This window comes from Pseudoalteromonas umbrosa (assembly GCF_030125375.1).
In the GTDB taxonomy this organism is placed as follows: domain Bacteria; phylum Pseudomonadota; class Gammaproteobacteria; order Enterobacterales; family Alteromonadaceae; genus Pseudoalteromonas; species Pseudoalteromonas umbrosa.
Genome location: NZ_JASJUU010000025.1, coordinates 1 through 19,635, shown reverse-complemented (window position 1 = coordinate 19,635; position 19,635 = coordinate 1). Strand labels below are relative to the sequence as shown.

Here is a 19,635-nt window from a genome sequence, read left to right as displayed (position 1 = left end):
ATAGCGTGCCTTATTCAAAAATGGCGGTAAAAGTTACTTGTTCTGCCATTTATTGATGACCATTTTTGCATGACATGGATAATTACTAAATATCCCATTCACGCCCATCTCTAGCACTTGTTCTATGTCTTGCTGCTTATCTACCGTATAAGTATAGATTTTCAGGCCCCTTTGCTTTGCATCTTGAACAAATTCATGATTAATGAAGTTTTTATCTATATGAATGCTGTATGCATGCAGACGCTGTGCAAATTCGGCATAATGCAATGGGATGGATGCAGTTAAAGCGCCAATCTTAACCCAAGGGAGTTTTTGCTTGAGCCAAGCAAGTTGGTGGTGATCAAAAGAAGACAGGATCAGCTGTGAGCGCTCTATAATGCCTTCTTGCACGTTTTTTTCTATATAGTTGACGAATTTATCTAGGCTGTAAGTATGTTTTAGCTCGAGGTTGATATCTGCCTGTTTTCCAACAAGGTTAAAGACATCTTGTAAAGTTGGGATCCCCTCACCATTACCAGCATCCAGTTTGTTTAACTCTACTCTAGACGCATTTTTTACCATCCCTTTACCGTTCGTTGTTCGGTCTAACCATGTGTCATGAATGATTGCATAATCATCACGACAGCTTTGTACATCAAGCTCTATACCATGTACACCCACCTCTAAAGCTGCGCTAATTGCACTTAGCGAGTTTTCGGGATACATGCCGCTGGCACCGCGGTGTGCAAATACTTGGATCATCATTTATTCCTTGTTATTGACCAAGTTTCATAAAAAGCGGCACTGACTACTAATATACCGCCAATAAGTGTTGTCATACTGGTTGTCTCAGATAACAGCATATAAGCCAATACAATGCCATACAAGGGCTGCAAGCATGAAATTAGTCCAGCTGTGGTTGCACTCAAGTAGCGTAAGCTGCTAGCAAATAATGAGTGAGGAATTGCTGTGAATACTACGCCAGCCAAGAGCAGATAGTAGATGTCTTGTAATGGTAAGCCCGTTGGTGTGGTGTCAACAAACATTGACAAAACAACCGCGGCGGTTAAAGTTTGATAAAGCATAGTATGCGGGCCGCCATACTGTGAAAAGTACTTTTTTTGTAGCAGGTTACGCATGGCAAAAAATGCTCCAGACAGCACGCCGGTTAAAATACCGAAGGTCACTTGGTCGCCTAGATCAGTATTAGGCATCATTAAATAAATACCAAAAATCACCATGGTAGCAATCAACAAGTCGGCAAGCTTCAGACGTGTTTTGCTAAACAGCGGTTCTAGCAAAACAGTGATCACGGGATAGGTAAAAAAGGCAATGATGCCTGTAGCAATGCCTGCCATTTGCATCGCGGCAAAATAGGTGACCCAGTGAATACCAATAATGACGCCTAACCCGATAACAATAAAATAGTCTTTGTTTTGATCAAGCTTAAGGTGCTTGTTTTGCATTTTGAGAATGATCGTTAACGCGATAAATGCGATGGCCGTGCGATAAACGGTTATATCAAGGGCTGGAAGCGCGATGAGTTTAGAGAAAAGGGCAGTGCCGCCAAACAGAAAAACAGCGAGGTGTAAGTTTATAAGTGCCGATTGATGTTGCTGCATAGTTTTTATCTTTTATTGTTTGCTAAATTAATTTCAATTAAGTGACAACTGTCACTGAGTGATTCAGCACGAGCATGTTAAATTAAAAATCACATTCTATATACCTTAGAAAAGTAACAGGCATGAATCTCGGCGTCGGACATTTTACACATTCAATGCATATTGCGAGACCAAGCAGGCATTTTTTGGGCAACTATGGTCATTTATTTTTTTCAGTATTTTATTTTTTCCCGCTGTATCGAAGCTGGAATATACATACTCGTGCTGAAATCGCATATGAGGTAATTGCTTATATTGTATTTACCTTCATTTACTGCAGAGCATTGAAATACCCATCAAGTAAAGTACTTCCCTTTATTATCATAATGGTATTGACCTGCATATTAGCAACTCAGTTCACACCAGGAACGAGTACGTTATTTGGCTATATTGCATATTTTATCGGGTTTTGTTTTCTTGGTTTTGCTCGTTGGCTTTTGTTTACGTTGCTCGTGCTCTCCATTGCTGTGGTGACTGTGTTGTTTATCTCGGTTGATAACTGGGCGTATTTCCTTGGACCAGCATTGGTAGTTTCCTTGGGGTTATTTAGTTTTGGATACGTAGAGTATAAAGATAGAGTCCACAGCAACGAGACACGACAAAGTAAAGAACAGATCCAGCAATTAGCAAAGATTGCTGAGCGTGAACGGATTGCGAGGGATATACATGATTTACTCGGACATTCGCTCAGTTCCATTTCGTTAAAGTCAGAGTTGGCGGGTAAATTTATTGCAGCAGGTTTGCTGGATAAAGCGGAAACAGAAGCACAAGAGGTGGCAGAGTTGGCCCGTATTGCTTTATCAGAAGTACGAGAAGCAGTATCCGGTATGCAGCAGCTAGGGTTAACAGCACAACTAGATGTAATGGCATCTCGACTAAGAGATAAAGGCGTTGAGGTCCAAAAGACGATTGATTGTGGCCCACTCTCCGCTGAGAAAGAGAGCTGTTTTTGCTTTGTCGCTAAAGAAGCTGTGACCAATGTGATTAAACACAGTGATGCTAGACAGATGAAGATTTCCCTTCACGAACAAAATAATTTTCACCAACTGTCTTTTGAGGACGATGGTCAAATAGGCAAAGTTGTCTGGGGAAATGGATTGAATGGTATTAAATCTCGGCTCGAAGAGCTTGGCGGTAATTTAAGTGTAACCAAATCAGGTGGTTATAAGCTGGTAGCACAGCTTCCTCAATAAGGAGTAGAGATGAAGATTTTGGTGGTCGAGGACCAGGCGCTGGTAAGAAATGCGATATCAGCGTTACTGAGTTTAGAGGTTGGACTTGAAGTTGTTGCGCAGGTTGAGGACGGGCTGCAAGCGATAGAGTTTCTGGCTAGCACTTCCCCAGACATTGTGCTGACCGATATTGAAATGCCGAATATGACGGGGCTAGAACTAGCTCAAGAAGTACAGGAAAAGCACCCAAAAGTAAAAGTGGTGATTATGACCACATTTTCTCGTAGCGGCTATATTCGACGCGCAATGGCATCTGATGTAAAAGGCTTTATTCTCAAAGAAGCACCCAGTGATTATCTGGTTAATGCGCTAAAAAAGGTATCTTTAGGGCAAAAAGTCATAGATCCAGAGCTGGCGATGAATGCGCTTGATGATAACGATCCACTTTCTGATAAAGAAAGAAAAGCGTTAAGACTTGCAGGCGAAGGCCTTAAAACCAAGCAAATTGCTGAATCACTCTACTTGAGTGAGGGGACGGTAAGAAATTATCTATCAGACGCAATTGCTAAACTAAACGCGACAAACCGTATTGATGCAGCCCGAATTGCAAGACAAAAGGGTTGGCTTTAAATAAATTTTGCACCTATAAATGGTCATTCCCTCTTTATTAGTGGTTTTTATTAGTAATATAATACTAGAAATAAATTAAAATATTGTAACTTTTAATTCATGGGCGATCCGAAACTACTATTACAAATTTTGGCGTTAACAACCTGCGTATGTGCCGTGTTTATGATGGTGAACTGGTTGATCCATAAAAAGACGCCAGGTACGCGACTTTGGTTTGGTTTTGTATCCTGTGCCGCGATTGCTTGTATGTTCCAAGCGTCATTATCGCTGTCGTCCATATGGTCCATAATGGTACCCAACACCTTAATACTACTAGGGTTGTTCATGCTGACTCGAGGTGTGGAACGCTTCTTTAATGTCGTTTCTTACCTACTTCCTTGGGGTATACTCGCCTGCGTTTTCTTTCCTAGTTTTGTATACTTTACTTTTTTTGAACCGAGCTTTTTAGTCAGAGTGGTCGTCAATTATTTGGTGTGGTTGCTCGCCATGGTGCTTTGCTTACGCGCATTATTTTTAGGCCAAAATAAAAGTACGGCCTCTTTTTCACCGGCGCATTGGACTTTTGCGACAGCCTGTATCTGTCTGCTCAGTGTATTTACACTTCGGCTTAGCATGCTTGGTAACTTCGAGCACACAGATACCATGGGCACGAATAATTGGGTGAATCAATTCTTTTCGCTGTCTGTTATCGTAATGCCACTTATATTGTGTTTTTCTCTTTGTTTACTGTGTAGTTGCCGTAAAGAGCAGGAACTGGCAGAACTTACTTTAAAAGCTAAGCAAGACTCACAAAAAAAAGAGCGTTTCCTAACTTTGCTGAGCCATGAATTAAGAACGCCTTTAAACGCGATAGTAGGGCATGCTGAACTGATCAAACAAGCGCCTAGAGAGCCGTTAAAATATAGTCAATATTGCGATGTAATCATTTCTACGGCAATGTCACTGGCCGATCTGGCCAATCAGGTATTGCTTAACGCCAGAGGAAAGTCTTCCAAACAAGTGCCATTAAACCTCGCACAATTTGCTGAACTGTTGATTGTGCAATTTCAGCCCTTAGTTCAAGACAGAGAGATCTCTCTAGGTACTCACTTAACTGGTTTTTCAAGCGACAAACTGTTTTTAGTTGATCAAGATAGCATTGGGCTGGTGGTGAAGAATTTATTGTCTAATGCAATTAAGTACACAGAAAGCGGTGACATTACGTTGTCTATCAAACAGCAAAGTACTAGTGATAAAGGCAGTGTCATACGCTTTGAAGTGACAGACACTGGTGAGGGAATGACACAAGGACAGGTTGAGCAGTTGTTCCAGCCTTTTTCATCTTTTGACCCCGCTCGTTCTATCGCACAGAGCGCTGGAGTCGGCTTGATGTTATGTCAGCAGATTTTGGAAGCTTTAAATACCCAATTGCATGTCTCCAGCACAGTGGGACAAGGTAGTGCCTTTTATTTTGATATTGAGCTGACCCTATCAAATGCCGAGCAGAATTCTGGGCAAGGGAGTTTGTCTGAGGAATATGTTGAAGCTCAACTATGTGGTGATATTTTGGTCGTTGAAGATAATCAACTAAACCAAGAAATATTAAAGCACTTTTTGAGCTCATTGGGGCTAAGTTACGAAATTGCGGGGACCTTGTCTGCTGCAGAGTCAGCTTTGAGGAATAGGCAATTTGATATTGTGTTTCTTGATATGCATTTAAGTGACGGTCATGGGCTTGATTGGTATCAAGATGTTTTTAAACAATTTCAGTTTCAACAAGCGCCGGTCGTTGTTGCCATTACAGGTGATGTAGACGAGCAGTCTCAGCGAGCCTATAGAGAAGCTGGGATTGAGTATTTTATGGCAAAACCCATCCAGCAAGCCCGCTTAGAGCGGTTACTTAGCCAACTGCTGATGCCTGCTAAGCACTTTTTAGATGAACAAAATATCCTGGATTATTCAGTGATTGAAGGGCTGACTGAGACTATGAGTCCACAAGTGCTCAATGCAAAGTTAATGTACTTAAACGATCGTTTAGATTATGAGTTTGCTCAACTGCGTGGGTTGGCTGATATTCAGGCATATGAAGCTCTAGAAGAAAAGCTAATTCAATTGGAAGAAGAAGCCAGTGCACTTGGTATGATGATGTTACATGTTGCGCTTCAAGATGTACGTCTATCAATGTTTGATTTGATGGGTGTTGATTGGCAATCATTGCACAGTTTAGCTAAGCGAAGTGCGCATAAATTATCTGAATATCACTCTAAAGTATTGCAATAAATTATTCGCATAGTCCTAAGGTTGTTGTTTTCCCTTTTAGGGTCCTGTTCTTGTTTACAAATGTTGTTATAAAAGGGAAATTACACTGGATTACAGTAACCATATTCAATAAAATTCTCATCCGTTTTTATTAGTGACACAGTGAAAACGGACTGAGTGTTGGCATATTGTTCGGGTTATTGAAATTGAAGAAGTTTTTATTTTCGTTTTTCTCATGGTTTTTTCTGTTTTTTGCGAGCTTCGCATTTGCAGTTGATCTACAAATCTCTACGTTCGAAGATCTAGATACGACAGTACCTAGAGGTGGAGAAGTACGCTATAACCTTGAATTTACTAACTCTGAAGAAGATACTGCGAATAATGTATCTGTCGAATTCTTTTTGCCGCCAACGACGAGTTTTGTATCCAGCTCTAAGTCCTGTACTCAATCTAACTATCAAGATGGCGGTATAACTAAAAGTAAATTAACTTGTCCAATCGGCCAACTATCTGGGCGAGTGAGTGATTCACTGCAAGTAACCATTAAAACATCCGCTCAGACAGGCGATACTATAGAACCAAGTGTGCGTATTAGCGCAGACAATGAATCGAGCAATAAGCTACTCAACAACACTGAAACCCAAAATACTTCGATTGTAGCGGGTGTTGATTTAGCAATTACCTCGCTATTAGCAAACCCTGTGTCGGTTAACTTAGACACGGTTTTTACTTATCAAATTGGTGTGAAAAATAATGGTCCTGATGCTGCTGCTAATTCGGTCGTAAAGCTCAACTTACCAAGCTTTACATCGTGGGAAAATGCTAGCACTGTAGATTTTGACGGCTGGCGCTGCTCGGGCAGCCAAACACTCACCTGTACAATCGCTACATTTGCTTCAGGAGCATCATCCACTTTAAATATTCAAGCTCGTGTTAGCCAGGTCAGTAGTGGCACTGTCACAGCCAGCAGCAGCATTAGTAGTGATACTGCAGAAATAGATGCCTCAAATGATCAAGCATCAGTGAATACATCCATTAACCCAAATGCTGATTTAGGTGTTGCGATAAAGCAATACAAAGCTGATGGTACACCTTCTTGGTATGGGCCTTTAAATTTACAAGTCAATGAACGTCACTACTACGATGTGACTGTTACCCACTTAGGCCCAAGCTCGGTAACAACGGCTTACTTGAGCACGACTTTGGCAAGTGGTATGAGTAATATCACAGCCCAAGCTCCTTCCGGTTGGTCATGTAATGTCACTTCGCTTGTGGTTACTTGCCAATCTACAAGTGCTATGGTGAAAAATGACAGCGCTGTAGTCAGGATATATGCCAATGCACCTGCATCTGAGGCAACATTTTCAACAGCAGCGCAAGTAAGCTCTGATTTGTTAGATTTAAATACGGCAAACGATAAAGCCAGTGCGAGTGTTAAAACAAGTGTTGCACAGACTTCATTTGTCTCAGTGAGTAAAACGCTGCTAAATGGCACTACTTATTACGTTGACGATGAGATCGATTTCCAAATTACAGTGACCAATACATCAGAGGCGACGACCATTGAGTCTCTGATTGATACATTACCAGATGCGCTCAGCTACGTGAGTTACAGTTCAAGTCATTTTACTTGTGCTTTGAACTCAGGTGATGCTCAGAGGCTTGATTGTACACCTATCTCAAATAGCTTCGCTAAATCGCAAATATGGCAAGTGACGATTAAAACAAAAGCAAAAACCGTGAATCAAAGTGCTGTTAATTGGGCAACTGTTGCCCATGGTGGACGGGAGTCCACCAGTAATAGCGCCAGTTTTTCTATTCTGGATAGAGCGCCGGATCTAAGTATCACTAAGTCTTCTGATTTGAACTGGGGCTCCAACATTAACTATATGAATAAAGAGTTTTATTACTCTATCAAGATAGTCAACTCAGGCGGTGGAGCTGCAAGCGGGATTAAAGTCGAAGATGACTTTGCCAATACCTCAGGTTACATCCCTCTTTCTACAGCAACACGCAAATATAGCAATGGATCTTGGCAAACGGTTGTGGACTGGTGTGTTATCTCTAATTTAAAAGTCACTTGTACTGGATCTGAAATTGGTGCGAATGAAACTGTTGAGATATTGATAAAAGCGCGTTCGCCGATATATACAGGCACAGAGAGCCAATACAGACCTAAAAACACAGCGACTATGACAGTGGGTGGCGTTGATTATGTTGCCAACTTTGAAGGCTGGGGACTGCATCCGCGTAATCCTGTGCAGCTTGGCATTACAAAAGCCAAATCAGCGTCAACGACAGCCAGCACCAGTTTAGTTGAGCAAGCTGGTGAGATCATTAATCGTATTGTTGTCTCAAATACAGGCAATGGAGCAACACTTGGTAAGGTGACAGTGGTAGATGCCCTGCCAAGTGGAGAAACATTTATTGCCAATGGTAGCTATGGTACAAATTGGTCTTGTAGTGTTTCAGAGCAATTAGCAGATGGCAGTGGTGGTAAGGTGACTTGTCTGTATCAAAATGCAGATACAAGTCGTATTGCTTTGATAGGGACAGCGCCGACTTTGACTATCACTACCCGAGCGACTTCCGTGGGAGATTTACAAAACACCGCGACGGTAACCGACGTCGGTGGTGCGCCGGGGGAAATATCGGCATCTGCGACAATTAAAAGTGCCTTGAGTGCAGATTTAAGTATTCAAAAAGTGGCGAATACGAGCAGTATTACGACATCTCAAAATGAGATAAGTTATCAGATCATAGCCAGAAACTTGTCGGGTTCTAACATTGTTGGAGTAGATACGGGTTCACTCACTATTGTTGATACTTTTAATGCGACTTTTAAATCACGCGAAGGCAATAAAGAGACAGGGATCACCTTCCCATCATCTGTAAACAGTACGCTTGGTGCACGTTTTTCGTGTGTTAGAGCTGATACTGGCGAATACGAAAACACACAAACGACCATCACATGCCGTTTGGAGGCCGGTCAAACATTTGCCCTTAATGACAGTGTGACGATTCCATTGACGGTTGCGAGGCCTTTTGTCACGACCAATGGTCAAGTTGTCAATTCTGTAGAAGTATCCTCCAATACGCATATTGATCCAAATACAGCAAATAACTCGGCTAGTGCGACGACAACAGCACAGTCATTATTTGATTTAGCAGTGACGAATGTTGTGTATGCGAAGCCAACGGTGTTAAGCGGTGATATCGCCTTACAGACGGTTCATATTGCCAATATTGGTGCAGTTGCAGCAACTAATGTGGTGTTAGAGCATACTTTTAATGTACCAACGGGCAAAGAGTATCAATATGTAAGCAATAGCTTTTCTAGGGCTGGGCAAAGTAATATCTGTGCATACACAGAAGCGACGAAGACTTTACGTTGTAGTATTGGGTCGCTAGAAAGCAATGAAGTACAAAGTGTTACCATCCAAATCCGCCCTAAAAGTGCCTCTGATCGTCAAGATTGGGTATTAGACAGTACAAGCCAAATATCCGCCTCAAATATGTCATTGGATAGTGATACTACAAACAATAGCTTCAATAAGGCTTTAACTGTACAAATTCGTGAAGCTAACCTGAAAATTGAAAACAATGACATCAGTGACCCACTGGCTTGGTATCCGACACCTGGCTCATTTCCAGCGACGCTCGATAATGTGGTGGTTTATAAAGTTGATTTAGAATATTTGACGGACAATAACGGTGAGACTTCTGTAGCAAGTGGTGTTGGGTACAACTTCACTATTTCACCAGCTAATAGTTCGAAACAACTGCAATTTTTATGTGACAGTAGTTCTAACGCAACTTGTAGTGCAGTGACTGCGCGTTGTGATAATCAAAACCTGACTTTTAATACTCAAACCACCTTTAACTGTTCGGGACCAGAAAATAGCAGTTCTTCTTTGGCAGAAAATGAATTGCTTGAGAATACCGGCGGTCAGTCAGCAATTTATACCCGTTATATGTTCTTTAAGATTTTGTCTCGCCCATCAACGACAGGCGAAGTTGCAACGACAAGTGCGTCTATTTTTTCAAATGAAAAAGATCTGATTACGGCAAACAACGATGAGAGTGAAAAAACATCTATTCGTATCGCTGTAGACTTAGCGCTGACCAAAACAGCTTCTTTGAATAAAGTGGCATTAGGTAGCCAGTTTAATTATCAATTTACGCTCAGTAATGCTGGCCCGGGTGACAGCGCTGACAACGTACTTTACGATTATCTTCCAAGCTATCTGGGCGTCGCAGGCAATGCGGTGACATCATCAGGTAGCTGTACTAATTCTCGAGCAAATTCGCCTAGCACAGGGGCATTGACTGATTTTATTCGTTGTAATATTCCACTTATTGAGATGAATGAAACAGTTCAGGTCAGTATCCCGGTTACGCTTAATGCGCTACCGAGCAATAACCTCGTGGTGAATGAAGCTTGGGTAGAAACACAAGGCTTTGATACAAATAAGTTAAACAATAAAGCCACTTCTTCGACGGAAGTGATCCAAGGCTTAATATCTGGCTACGTATTTGTTGATAAAGTAAATAACGGTCTTTTTGACAGCGGTGTTGATACCGGTTTGTCTGGTATTGAGGTGCTATTGGACGGCGTAGCGGCTGGTGGACAAACTATTGCTCAACAACGCATTTCAACAGATGCCAATGGTCAATTTGTATTTTATGATTTGGTACCTGGCACTTATAAATTGACCCAGCCGACTCAATCGGCGTTGAATAGTTACCGAGACGGTAAAGAGGCGAGATCTGGAAGTGTGCTGGCTAATAGCCAAGGCAGCGATGAAATTACCAATATCGTACTTACATCTGGATCTGCATCACAAGGACACTCATTTGCAGAACTTCTGATAGGTGATAAATCAGTTTCAGGCAATGTGTTCTTGGACGTAAACCAAGATGGTGTTGTTGATGCCAATGATCAGCTTTTGAAAGATATTACGGTCACGATCACGGGTACTGATAAATATGGCCAAACGGTAAATCAAAGTGTAGTGACGAATGCGAGCGGTGCGTTCAGTTTCACAGGCTTGATTGAATCGAATACCGATGGCTACACCATTACGCAAACAGCAAGTGGCATTTACCAAACGGGTAACCGTTATATCGGTTCAGATGCTGGCGTGGTGAGCAATATCGCAAAAGTCGTTGTTGGCACGGATACAACGCCAGAAATCAAATTTACAGAAAAACCAAAAGCCGGTGATAAGTCGTTAGCTGGTACCGTGTTCTTGGATGTAAACCAAGATGGTGTTGTTGATGCCAATGATCAGCTTTTGAACGACATCACAGTGGCTATCACGGGCACGGATAAATATGGCCAAACGGTAAATCAAAGTGTAGTGACGAGTGCGAGCGGTCAATTCAGCTTCACAGGTCTGATTGAATCGAATGCGGATGGTTATACGATTACGCAAACAGTCAGTGGCACTTACCAAACGGGTAACCGTTATATCGGCTCAGGCGCTGGCGTGGTGAGCAATGTTGCTAAAGTCGTTGTCGGCACAGACGCAACGCCAGAAATCAAATTTACAGAAAAACCAAAAGCCGGTGATAAGTCAGTTGCTGGTACTGTGTTCTTGGATGTGAACCAAAATGGCACCGTTGATCAAAATGACGTGCAATTAAAAGACATCACAGTGACTATCACGGGCACGGATAAATTTGGTCAAGCAGTCAACGAGAGTGTGAAAACTGATACTAATGGTGCGTTTAGCTTCACAGGCTTGATTGAATCAAATGCTGATGGTTACACCATTACGCAAACAGCAAGTGGCACTTACCAAACGGGTAACCGTTATATCGGTTCAGGCGCTGGTGAAGTCAGTAATATCGCAAAAGTCGTTGTCGGCACAGACGCAACGCCAGAAATCAAATTTACAGAAAAACCAAAAGCAGGTGATAAGTCGGTAGCTGGTACTGTGTTTATGGATGTAAACCAAGACGGCGCGGTTGATCAAAATGATGTGCGATTAAAAGACATCACGGTGACTATCACGGGCACGGATAAGTATGGTCAAGCAGTCAACCAGAGTGTGAAAACTGATGCTAATGGTGCGTTCAGCTTTACAGGTCTAATCGAATCAAATGCAGATGGTTACACCATTACGCAAACAGTCAGTGGCACGTATCAAACGGGTAATCGCTACATCGGCAGTGAAGCTGGTGTGATCAGCAATGTTGCTAAAGTCGTGGTCGGCACAGACGCAACGCCAGAAATCAACTTTACGGAAAAACCAAAAGCCGGTGATAAGTCGGTAGCTGGTACCGTGTTCTTGGATATCAACCAAGACGGCACGATTGATCAAAATGATGTGCGATTAAAAGACATCACGGTGACTATTACGGGCACGGACAAGTTTGGTCAGGCGGTGAATACCACCACAACGACCGATGCTAACGGTGCGTTTAGCTTTACTGGCCTGATCGAATCGAATGCAGATGGCTACACTATTATGCAAACAGTCAGTGGCATTTACCAAACGGGTAATCGCTACATTGGCTCAGGCGCTGGTGTGATCAGCAATATCGCAAAAGTCGTTGTCGGCACAGATGCAACGCCAGAAATCAAATTTACAGAAAAACCAAAAGCAGGTGATAAGTCGTTATCAGGTAAGGTGTTCTTGGATGTGAACCAAGACGGCGCGGTTGATCAAAATGATGTGCGATTAAAAGGCATCACGGTCACGATCACGGGTACAGATAAATTTGGTCAGGCGGTGAATACCACCACAACGACCGATGCAAGCGGTGCGTTTAGCTTCACAGGTCTGATTGAATCAAATGCTGATGGTTACACCATTACGCAAACAGTCAGTGGCATTTACCAAACGGGTAATCGCTACATTGGTTCAGGCGCTGGCGTAGTTAGCAATGTTGCTAAAGTGGTAGTCGGCACAGATGCAACGCCAGAAATCAAATTTACAGAAAAACCAAAAGCCGGTGATAAGTCAGTTGCTGGTACTGTGTTTATGGATGTAAACCAAGACGGCACCATTGATCAAAATGACGTGCAGCTACAAGACATCACGGTCACTATCACGGGCACGGACAAGTTTGGTCAAGCAGTTAACCAGAGTGTGAAAACTGATGCCAGTGGTGCGTTTAATTTCACAAGGCTGATTGAATCGAATGCAGATGGTTACACCATCACGCAGACAGTAAGTGGCATTTACCAAACGGGTAACCGTTACATCGGTTCAGGCGCTGGTGTGATCAGCAATGTTGCTAAAGTGGTAGTCGGCACAGATGCAACACCAGAGCTTAAATTTACAGAAAAACCAAAAGCAGGTGATAAGTCGGTAGCTGGTACCGTGTTCTTGGATGTGAACCAAGATGGCGCGGTTGATCAAAATGATGTGCGATTAAAAGACATTACGGTCACCATCACGGGCATGGATAAGTTTGGTCAAGCAGTCAACCAGAGTGTGAAAACTGACGCCAATGGTGCGTTTAGCTTTACTGGCCTGATCGAATCAAATGTTGATGGTTACACCATCACGCAGACAGTCAGTGGCACTTACCAAACGGGTAACCGTTACATTGGCTCAGGTGCTGGCGTAGTTAGCAATGTTGCAAAAGTGGTAGTCGGCACAGACGCAACGCCAGAAATCAAATTTACAGAAAAACCAAAAGCGGGTGATAAGTCGGTTGCAGGTACCGTGTTCTTGGATGTGAACCAAGACGGCGCGGTTGATCAAAATGATGTGCGATTAAAAGGCATCACGGTCACGATCACGGGTACAGATAAATTTGGTCAGGCGGTGAATACCACCACAACGACAGATGCTAACGGTGCGTTTAGCTTTACTGGCCTGATTGAATCAAATGCGGATGGTTACACCATCACGCAGACACCGAGCGCAACTTATCAAACGGGAAATCGCTACATCGGCAGTGAAGCTGGTGTGATCAGCAATGTTGCTAAAGTCGTGGTCGGCACAGACGCAACGCCAGAAATCACCTTTACGGAAAAACCAAAAGCCGGTGATAAGTCGGTAGCTGGTACCGTGTTCTTGGATGTGAACCAAGATGGCACTGTTGATCAAAATGATCTTCGATTAAAAGACATCATGGTCACCATCACAGGCACGGATAAGTATGGTCAAGCAGTCAGCCAGAGTGTGAAAACTGATGCTAATGGTGCTTTCAGCTTTACAGGTCTGATTGAATCAAATGCAGATGGTTACACCATCACGCAAACACCGAGCACAACGTATCAAACGGGTAACCGTTACATCGGTTCAGGCGCTGGTGAAGTCAGTAATGTCGCAAAAGTGGTTGTTGGCACAGATACAACGCCAGAAATTAAATTTACGGAAAAACCAAAAGCCGGTGATAAGTCAGTTGCAGGTACCGTGTTCTTGGATATCAACCAAGACGGCGCGGTTGATCAAAATGATGTGCGATTAAAAGACATTACGGTCACCATCACGGGCACAGATAAATTTGGTCAGGCGGTGAATACCACCACAACGACCGATGCAAGCGGTGCGTTTAGCTTCACAGGTCTGATTGAATCAAATGCGGATGGTTACACCATCACGCAAACACCGAGCGCAACTTATCAAACGGGTAATCGCTACATTGGCTCAGGCACAGGCGTTGTTAGCAATGTCGCAAAAGTGGTAGTCGGCACAGACGCAACGCCAGAAATCACCTTTACGGAAAAACCAAAAGCCGGTGATAAGTCAGTTGCTGGTACTGTGTTTATGGATGTAAACCAAGACGGCACCATTGATCAAAATGACGTGCAGCTAAAAGACATCACGGTCACTATCACGGGCACGGACAAGTTTGGTCAAGCAGTCAACCAGAGTGTGAAAACTGATGCCAGTGGTGCGTTTAATTTCACAAGGCTGATTGAATCGAATGCAGATGGTTATACCATCACGCAGACAGTCAGTGGCATTTACCAAACGGGTAACCGTTACATCGGTTCAGGCGCTGGTGTGATCAGTAATGTTGCAAAAGTCGTTGTCGGCACAGACGCAACGCCAGAAATCACCTTTACGGAAAAACCAAAAGCCGGTGATAAGTCGGTAGCTGGTACCGTGTTCTTGGATGTGAACCAAGATGGCACTGTTGATCAAAATGATGTGCGATTAAAAGACATCATGGTCACCATCACAGGCACGGATAAGTATGGTCAAGCAGTCAGCCAGAGTGTGAAAACTGACGCCAATGGTGCGTTCAGCTTCACAGGTCTGATTGAATCGAATGCAGATGGTTACACCATTACGCAAACAGCAAGTGGCACTTATCAAACTGGTAACCGTTATATCGGTTCAGGCACAGGTGTTGTCAGTAATATCGCAAAAGTCGTTGTCGGCACAGACGCAACGCTAGAAATCAAATTTACAGAAAAACCAAAAGCAGGTGATAAGTCTTTATCAGGTAAGGTGTTCTTGGATATCAACCAAGACGGCGCGGTTGATCAAAATGATGCGCTGCTAAAAGACATCACGGTGACTATTACGGGCACGGACAAGTTTGGTCAAGCAGTCAATCAGAGTGTGAAAACTGATGCCAATGGTGCGTTCAGTTTTACAGGGCTGATTGAATCAAATGCTGATGGTTACACCATTACGCAAACAGTAAGTGGCATTTACCAAACGGGTAACCGTTACATTGGCTCAGGTGCTGGCATGGTGAGCAATGTCGCAAAAGTGGTTGTTGGCACAGACGCAATACCAGAAATAAAATTTACAGAAAAGCCTAAAGCCGGAGATAAGTCGGTTGCTGGTACCGTGTTCTTGGATGTGAACCAAGATGGCACGGTTGATCAAAACGATCTTCGATTAAAAGACATCACGGTCACGATCACGGGCACGGATAAGTTTGGTCAAGCAGTCAACCAGAGTGTGAAAACCGACGCCAGTGGTGCGTTTAGTTTCACAGGTCTGATCGAATCGAATGCAGATGGTTACACCATTACGCAAACAGTCAGTGGCACGTATCAAACAGGTAATCGCTACATTGGCTCAGGCGCTGGTGTTGTCAGTAATGTCGCAAAAGTCATTGTCGGCACAGATACAACGCCAGAAATCAAATTTACAGAAAAACCAAAAGCTGGTGATAAGTCAGTATTAGGTACCGTGTTCATGGATGTGAACCAAGATGGCACGGTTGATCAAAATGATGCGCTGCTAAAAGACATCACGGTGACTATCACAGGCACAGATAAGTTTGGTCAGGTGGTAAATCAAAGTGTGAAAACTGACGCCAATGGTGCGTTCAGCTTCACAGGTCTGATTGAATCGAATGCAGATGGTTACACCATCACGCAAACAGCAAGTGGCATTTACCAAACGGGTAACCGTTATATCGGTTCAGGCGCTGGTGAAGTCAATAATATCGCAAAAGTCGTTGTCGGCACAGACGCAACGCCAGAAATCAAATTTACAGAAAAACCAAAAGCAGGTGATAAGTCGGTATCTGGTACCGTGTTCTTGGACATCAACCAAGATGGCACGGTTGATCAAAATGATGTGAGATTAAAAGACATCACGGTGACTATCACGGGCACGGACAAGTTTGGTCAGGCGGTGAATTCCACCACAAAGACCGATGCAAGCGGTGCGTTTAGTTTCACAGGTCTGATCGAATCGAATGCCGATGGCTACACCATTACGCAAACAGTCAGTGGCACGTATCAAACAGGTAATCGCTACATTGGCTCAGGCGCTGGTGTTGTCAGTAATGTCGCAAAAGTCATTGTCGGCACAGATACAACGCCAGAAATCAAATTTACAGAAAAGCCTAAAGCCGGAGATAAGTCGGTAGCTGGTACTGTGTTTATGGATGTAAACCAAGACGGCACGATTGAACAAAATGACGTGCGATTAAAAGACATCACAGTGACTATCACGGGCACGGATAAGTTTGGTCAAGCAGTCAACCAGAGTGTGAAAACCGACGCCAATGGTGCGTTCAGCTTCACAGGTCTGATCGAATCGAATGCCGATGGTTACATTATTACGCAAACAGTCAGTGGCACGTATCAAACAGGTAATCGCTACATTGGCTCAGGCGCTGGTGTTGTCAGTAATGTCGCAAAAGTCATTGTCGGCACAGACGCAATACCAGAGCTTAAATTTACAGAAAAACCAAAAGCCGGTGATAAGTCGGTTGCAGGTACCGTGTTCTTGGATGTGAACCAAGATGGCACGGTTGATCAAAACGATCTTCGATTAAAAGACATCACGGTGACTATCACGGGTACGGATAAGTTTGGTCAAGCAGTCAACCAGAGTGTGAAAACTGACGCCAATGGTGCGTTCAGCTTCACAGGTCTGATTGAATCGAATGTTGATGGTTACACCATTACGCAAACAGTAAGTGGTAAGTATCAAACTGGTAACCGTTACATCGGTTCAGGCGCTGGCGTGGTGAGCAATGTCGCAAAAGTCGTAGTCGGCACAGATACAACGCCAGAAATCAAATTTACAGAAAAACCAAAAGCCGGTGATAAGTCGGTAGCTGGTACCGTGTTCTTGGATGTGAACCAAGATGGCACTGTTGATCAAAATGATGTGCGATTAAAAGACATTACGGTCACGATCACGGGCACAGATAAGTTTGGTCAGGTGGTAAATCAAAGTGTAGTGACGAATGCGAGCGGTGCTTTCAGCTTCACAGGTCTGATTGAATCAAATGCGGATGGCTACACCATCACCCAAACAGTCAGTGGCACTTACCAAACGGGTAACCGTTACATTGGCTCAGGTGCTGGCATGGTGAGCAATGTCGCAAAAGTGGTAGTCGGCACAGATGCAACACCAGAGCTTAAATTTACAGAAAAACCAAAAGCCGGTGATAAGTCAGTATTAGGTACCGTGTTCATGGATGTGAACCAAGATGGCACGGTTGATCAAAACGATCTTCGATTAAAAGACATCACGGTGACTATCACGGGCACGGACAAGTTTGGTCAAGCAGTCAGCCAGAGTGTGAAAACTGACGCCAATGGTGCGTTCAGCTTCACAGGTCTGATTGAATCGAATGCAGATGGTTACACCATTACGCAAACAGCAAGTGGCATTTACCAAACGGGTAACCGTTACATTGGCTCAGGTGCTGGCATGGTGAGCAATGTCGCAAAAGTCGTGGTCGGCACAGATACAACGCCAGAGCTTAAATTTACAGAAAAGCCAAAAGCGGGTGATAAGTCAGTTGCAGGTACCGTGTTCTTAGATGTAAACCAAGATGGCACGATTGATCAAAATGACGTGCGATTAAAAGACATCACAGTGACTATCACGGGCACGGATAAGTTTGGTCAAGCAGTCAACCAGAGTGTGAAAACCGATGCCAATGGTGCGTTCAGCTTTACAGGTCTAATCGAATCAAATGCAGATGGTTACACTATTACGCAAACAGTCAGTGGCACGTATCAAATGGGTAATCGCTACATTGGCTCAGGCGCTGGCGTAGTTAGCAATGTTGCTAAAGTGGTAGTCGGCACAGATGCAACACCAGAGCTTAAATTTACAGAAAAACCAAAAGCCGGTGATAAGTCAGTATTAGGTACCGTGTTCATGGATGTGAACCAAGATGGCACGGTTGATCAAAACGATCTTCGATTAAAAGACATCACGGTGACTATCACGGGCACGGACAAGTTTGGTCAAGCAGTCAGCCAGAGTGTGAAAACTGACGCCAATGGTGCGTTCAGCTTCACAGGTCTGATTGAATCGAATGCAGATGGTTACACCATTACGCAAACAGCAAGTGGCATTTACCAAACGGGTAACCGTTACATTGGCTCAGGTGCTGGCATGGTGAGCAATGTCGCAAAAGTGGTTGTTGGCACAGACGCAATACCAGAAATCAAATTTACAGAAAAGCCAAAAGCCGGTGATAAGTCAGTTGCAGGTACCGTGTTCTTGGATATCAACCAAGACGGCGCGGTTGATCAAAATGATGTGCGATTAAAAGACATTACGGTCACGATCACGGGCACAGATAAGTTTGGTCAGGTGGTAAATCAAAGTGTAGTGACGAATGCGAGCGGTGCTTTCAGCTTCACAGGTCTGATTGAATCAAATGCGGATGGCTACACCATCACCCAAACAGTCAGTGGCACTTACCAAACGGGTAACCGTTACATCGGCTCGGGTGCTGGCGTTGTCAGCAATATCGCAAAAGTGGTTGTTGGCACAGATACAACGCCAGAAATTAAATTTACAGAAAAACCAAAAGCGGGTGATAAGTCGGTAGCTGGTACAGTGTTCTTAGATGTAAACCAAGATGGCACCATTGATCAAAATGATGTGCGATTAAAAGGCATCACGGTCACGATCACGGGTACAGATAAATTTGGTCAGGCGGTAAATCAAAGTGTAGTGACGAATGCGAGCGGTCAATTCAGCTTCACAGGTCTGATTGAATCAAATGCTGATGGTTACACCATTACGCAAACAGTAAGTGGCATTTACCAAACGGGTAACCGTTACATCGGTTCAGGCGCTGGCGTGGTGAGCAATGTCGCAAAAGTCGTAGTCGGCACAGATACAACGCCAGAGCTTAAATTTACAGAAAAGCCAAAGACTGGTGATAAACCTATCTCAGGTCGCGTGTTTGTGGACATCAATCAAGATGGTACAAATAACGGCAATGACTTTGCGCTTGTTGGTATTCAGATCACGCTCACGGGTCAGGATCTTTACGGTGAAGCGGTGAGCTTAAGCACGACGACGGACGCAAACGGTGCGTTTAACTTTGCTGGCCTGCGCAAATCTGATGCGGCGGGTTATACCATCACGCAAGGCACAACAGATTACCTTGAAGGTCAAGATTACCAAGGTGCAACCCCAGATCAATTTGGTTCAAACAGTGAGATCAAACTGGTATTAGCTGAACAAGCTGCACCAGATCTTATCTTCACAGAGCAGCTGAATGCGGGTGACAAATCTATCTCAGGTCGCGTGTTT

At 43.7% G+C, this 19,635-nt stretch carries 7 protein-coding genes; 4 read left to right on the top strand and 3 right to left on the bottom strand.

The genetic code is table 11. The features are described 5' to 3' along the window. Positions 1 to 33: 33 nt before the first annotated feature. Entirely contained in the window at positions 34 to 741 is a 708-nt protein-coding gene (locus tag QNM16_RS26345; RefSeq protein ID WP_284023166.1) for a glycerophosphodiester phosphodiesterase, read from the bottom strand. After that, positions 741 to 1,601 carry a DMT family transporter gene (locus tag QNM16_RS26340; RefSeq protein WP_284023157.1) on the bottom strand — a complete coding sequence of 287 codons (861 nt, stop codon included), beginning with the start codon at positions 1,599 to 1,601 and terminating at the stop codon, positions 741 to 743. Before QNM16_RS26340 ends, QNM16_RS26345 begins: the two co-directional genes overlap by 1 nt. Positions 1,602 to 1,723: 122 nt before the next feature. Here QNM16_RS26340 and QNM16_RS26335 point away from each other — a divergent pair, with 122 nt between their 5' ends. Both QNM16_RS26335 and QNM16_RS26330 read left to right on the top strand, forming a co-directional pair. After that, positions 1,724 to 2,833, top strand: coding sequence for a sensor histidine kinase (locus tag QNM16_RS26335; protein ID WP_284023156.1), 1,110 nt, complete (start codon positions 1,724 to 1,726; stop codon positions 2,831 to 2,833). Between the two features lie 9 nt (positions 2,834 to 2,842). Beyond that, positions 2,843 to 3,442 carry a response regulator transcription factor gene (locus tag QNM16_RS26330; protein WP_284023155.1) on the top strand — a complete coding sequence of 200 codons (600 nt, stop codon included), beginning with the start codon at positions 2,843 to 2,845 and terminating at the stop codon, positions 3,440 to 3,442. A gap of 92 nt (positions 3,443 to 3,534) precedes the next feature. Here QNM16_RS26330 and QNM16_RS26325 read toward each other — a convergent pair whose 3' ends face one another. After that, positions 3,535 to 3,768: a hypothetical protein gene (locus QNM16_RS26325; RefSeq protein ID WP_284023154.1), complete on the bottom strand. Its 234-nt coding sequence runs from the start codon at positions 3,766 to 3,768 to the stop codon at positions 3,535 to 3,537. Here QNM16_RS26325 and QNM16_RS26320 point away from each other — a divergent pair. Next, positions 3,767 to 5,701 carry an ATP-binding protein gene (locus QNM16_RS26320; RefSeq protein ID WP_284023153.1) on the top strand — a complete coding sequence of 645 codons (1,935 nt, stop codon included), beginning with the start codon at positions 3,767 to 3,769 and terminating at the stop codon, positions 5,699 to 5,701. The genes QNM16_RS26325 and QNM16_RS26320 overlap by 2 nt on opposite strands. A gap of 185 nt (positions 5,702 to 5,886) precedes the next feature. Further along, a partial coding sequence (locus QNM16_RS26315) for an SdrD B-like domain-containing protein (protein ID WP_284023152.1) occupies positions 5,887 to 19,635 on the top strand: 13,749 nt, incomplete at its 3' end.

Coding starts and splice junctions, on each gene's coding strand:
- QNM16_RS26345 (WP_284023166.1), bottom strand. CDS start 741: ATGATCCAAGTATTTGCACACCGCGGTGCCAGCGGCATGTATCCCGAA.
- QNM16_RS26325 (WP_284023154.1), bottom strand. CDS start 3,768: ATGAACAACCCTAGTAGTATTAAGGTGTTGGGTACCATTATGGACCAT.
- QNM16_RS26335 (WP_284023156.1), top strand. CDS start 1,724: ATGAATCTCGGCGTCGGACATTTTACACATTCAATGCATATTGCGAGA.
- QNM16_RS26320 (WP_284023153.1), top strand. CDS start 3,767: ATGCTGACTCGAGGTGTGGAACGCTTCTTTAATGTCGTTTCTTACCTA.
- QNM16_RS26330 (WP_284023155.1), top strand. CDS start 2,843: ATGAAGATTTTGGTGGTCGAGGACCAGGCGCTGGTAAGAAATGCGATA.
- QNM16_RS26340 (WP_284023157.1), bottom strand. CDS start 1,601: ATGCAGCAACATCAATCGGCACTTATAAACTTACACCTCGCTGTTTTT.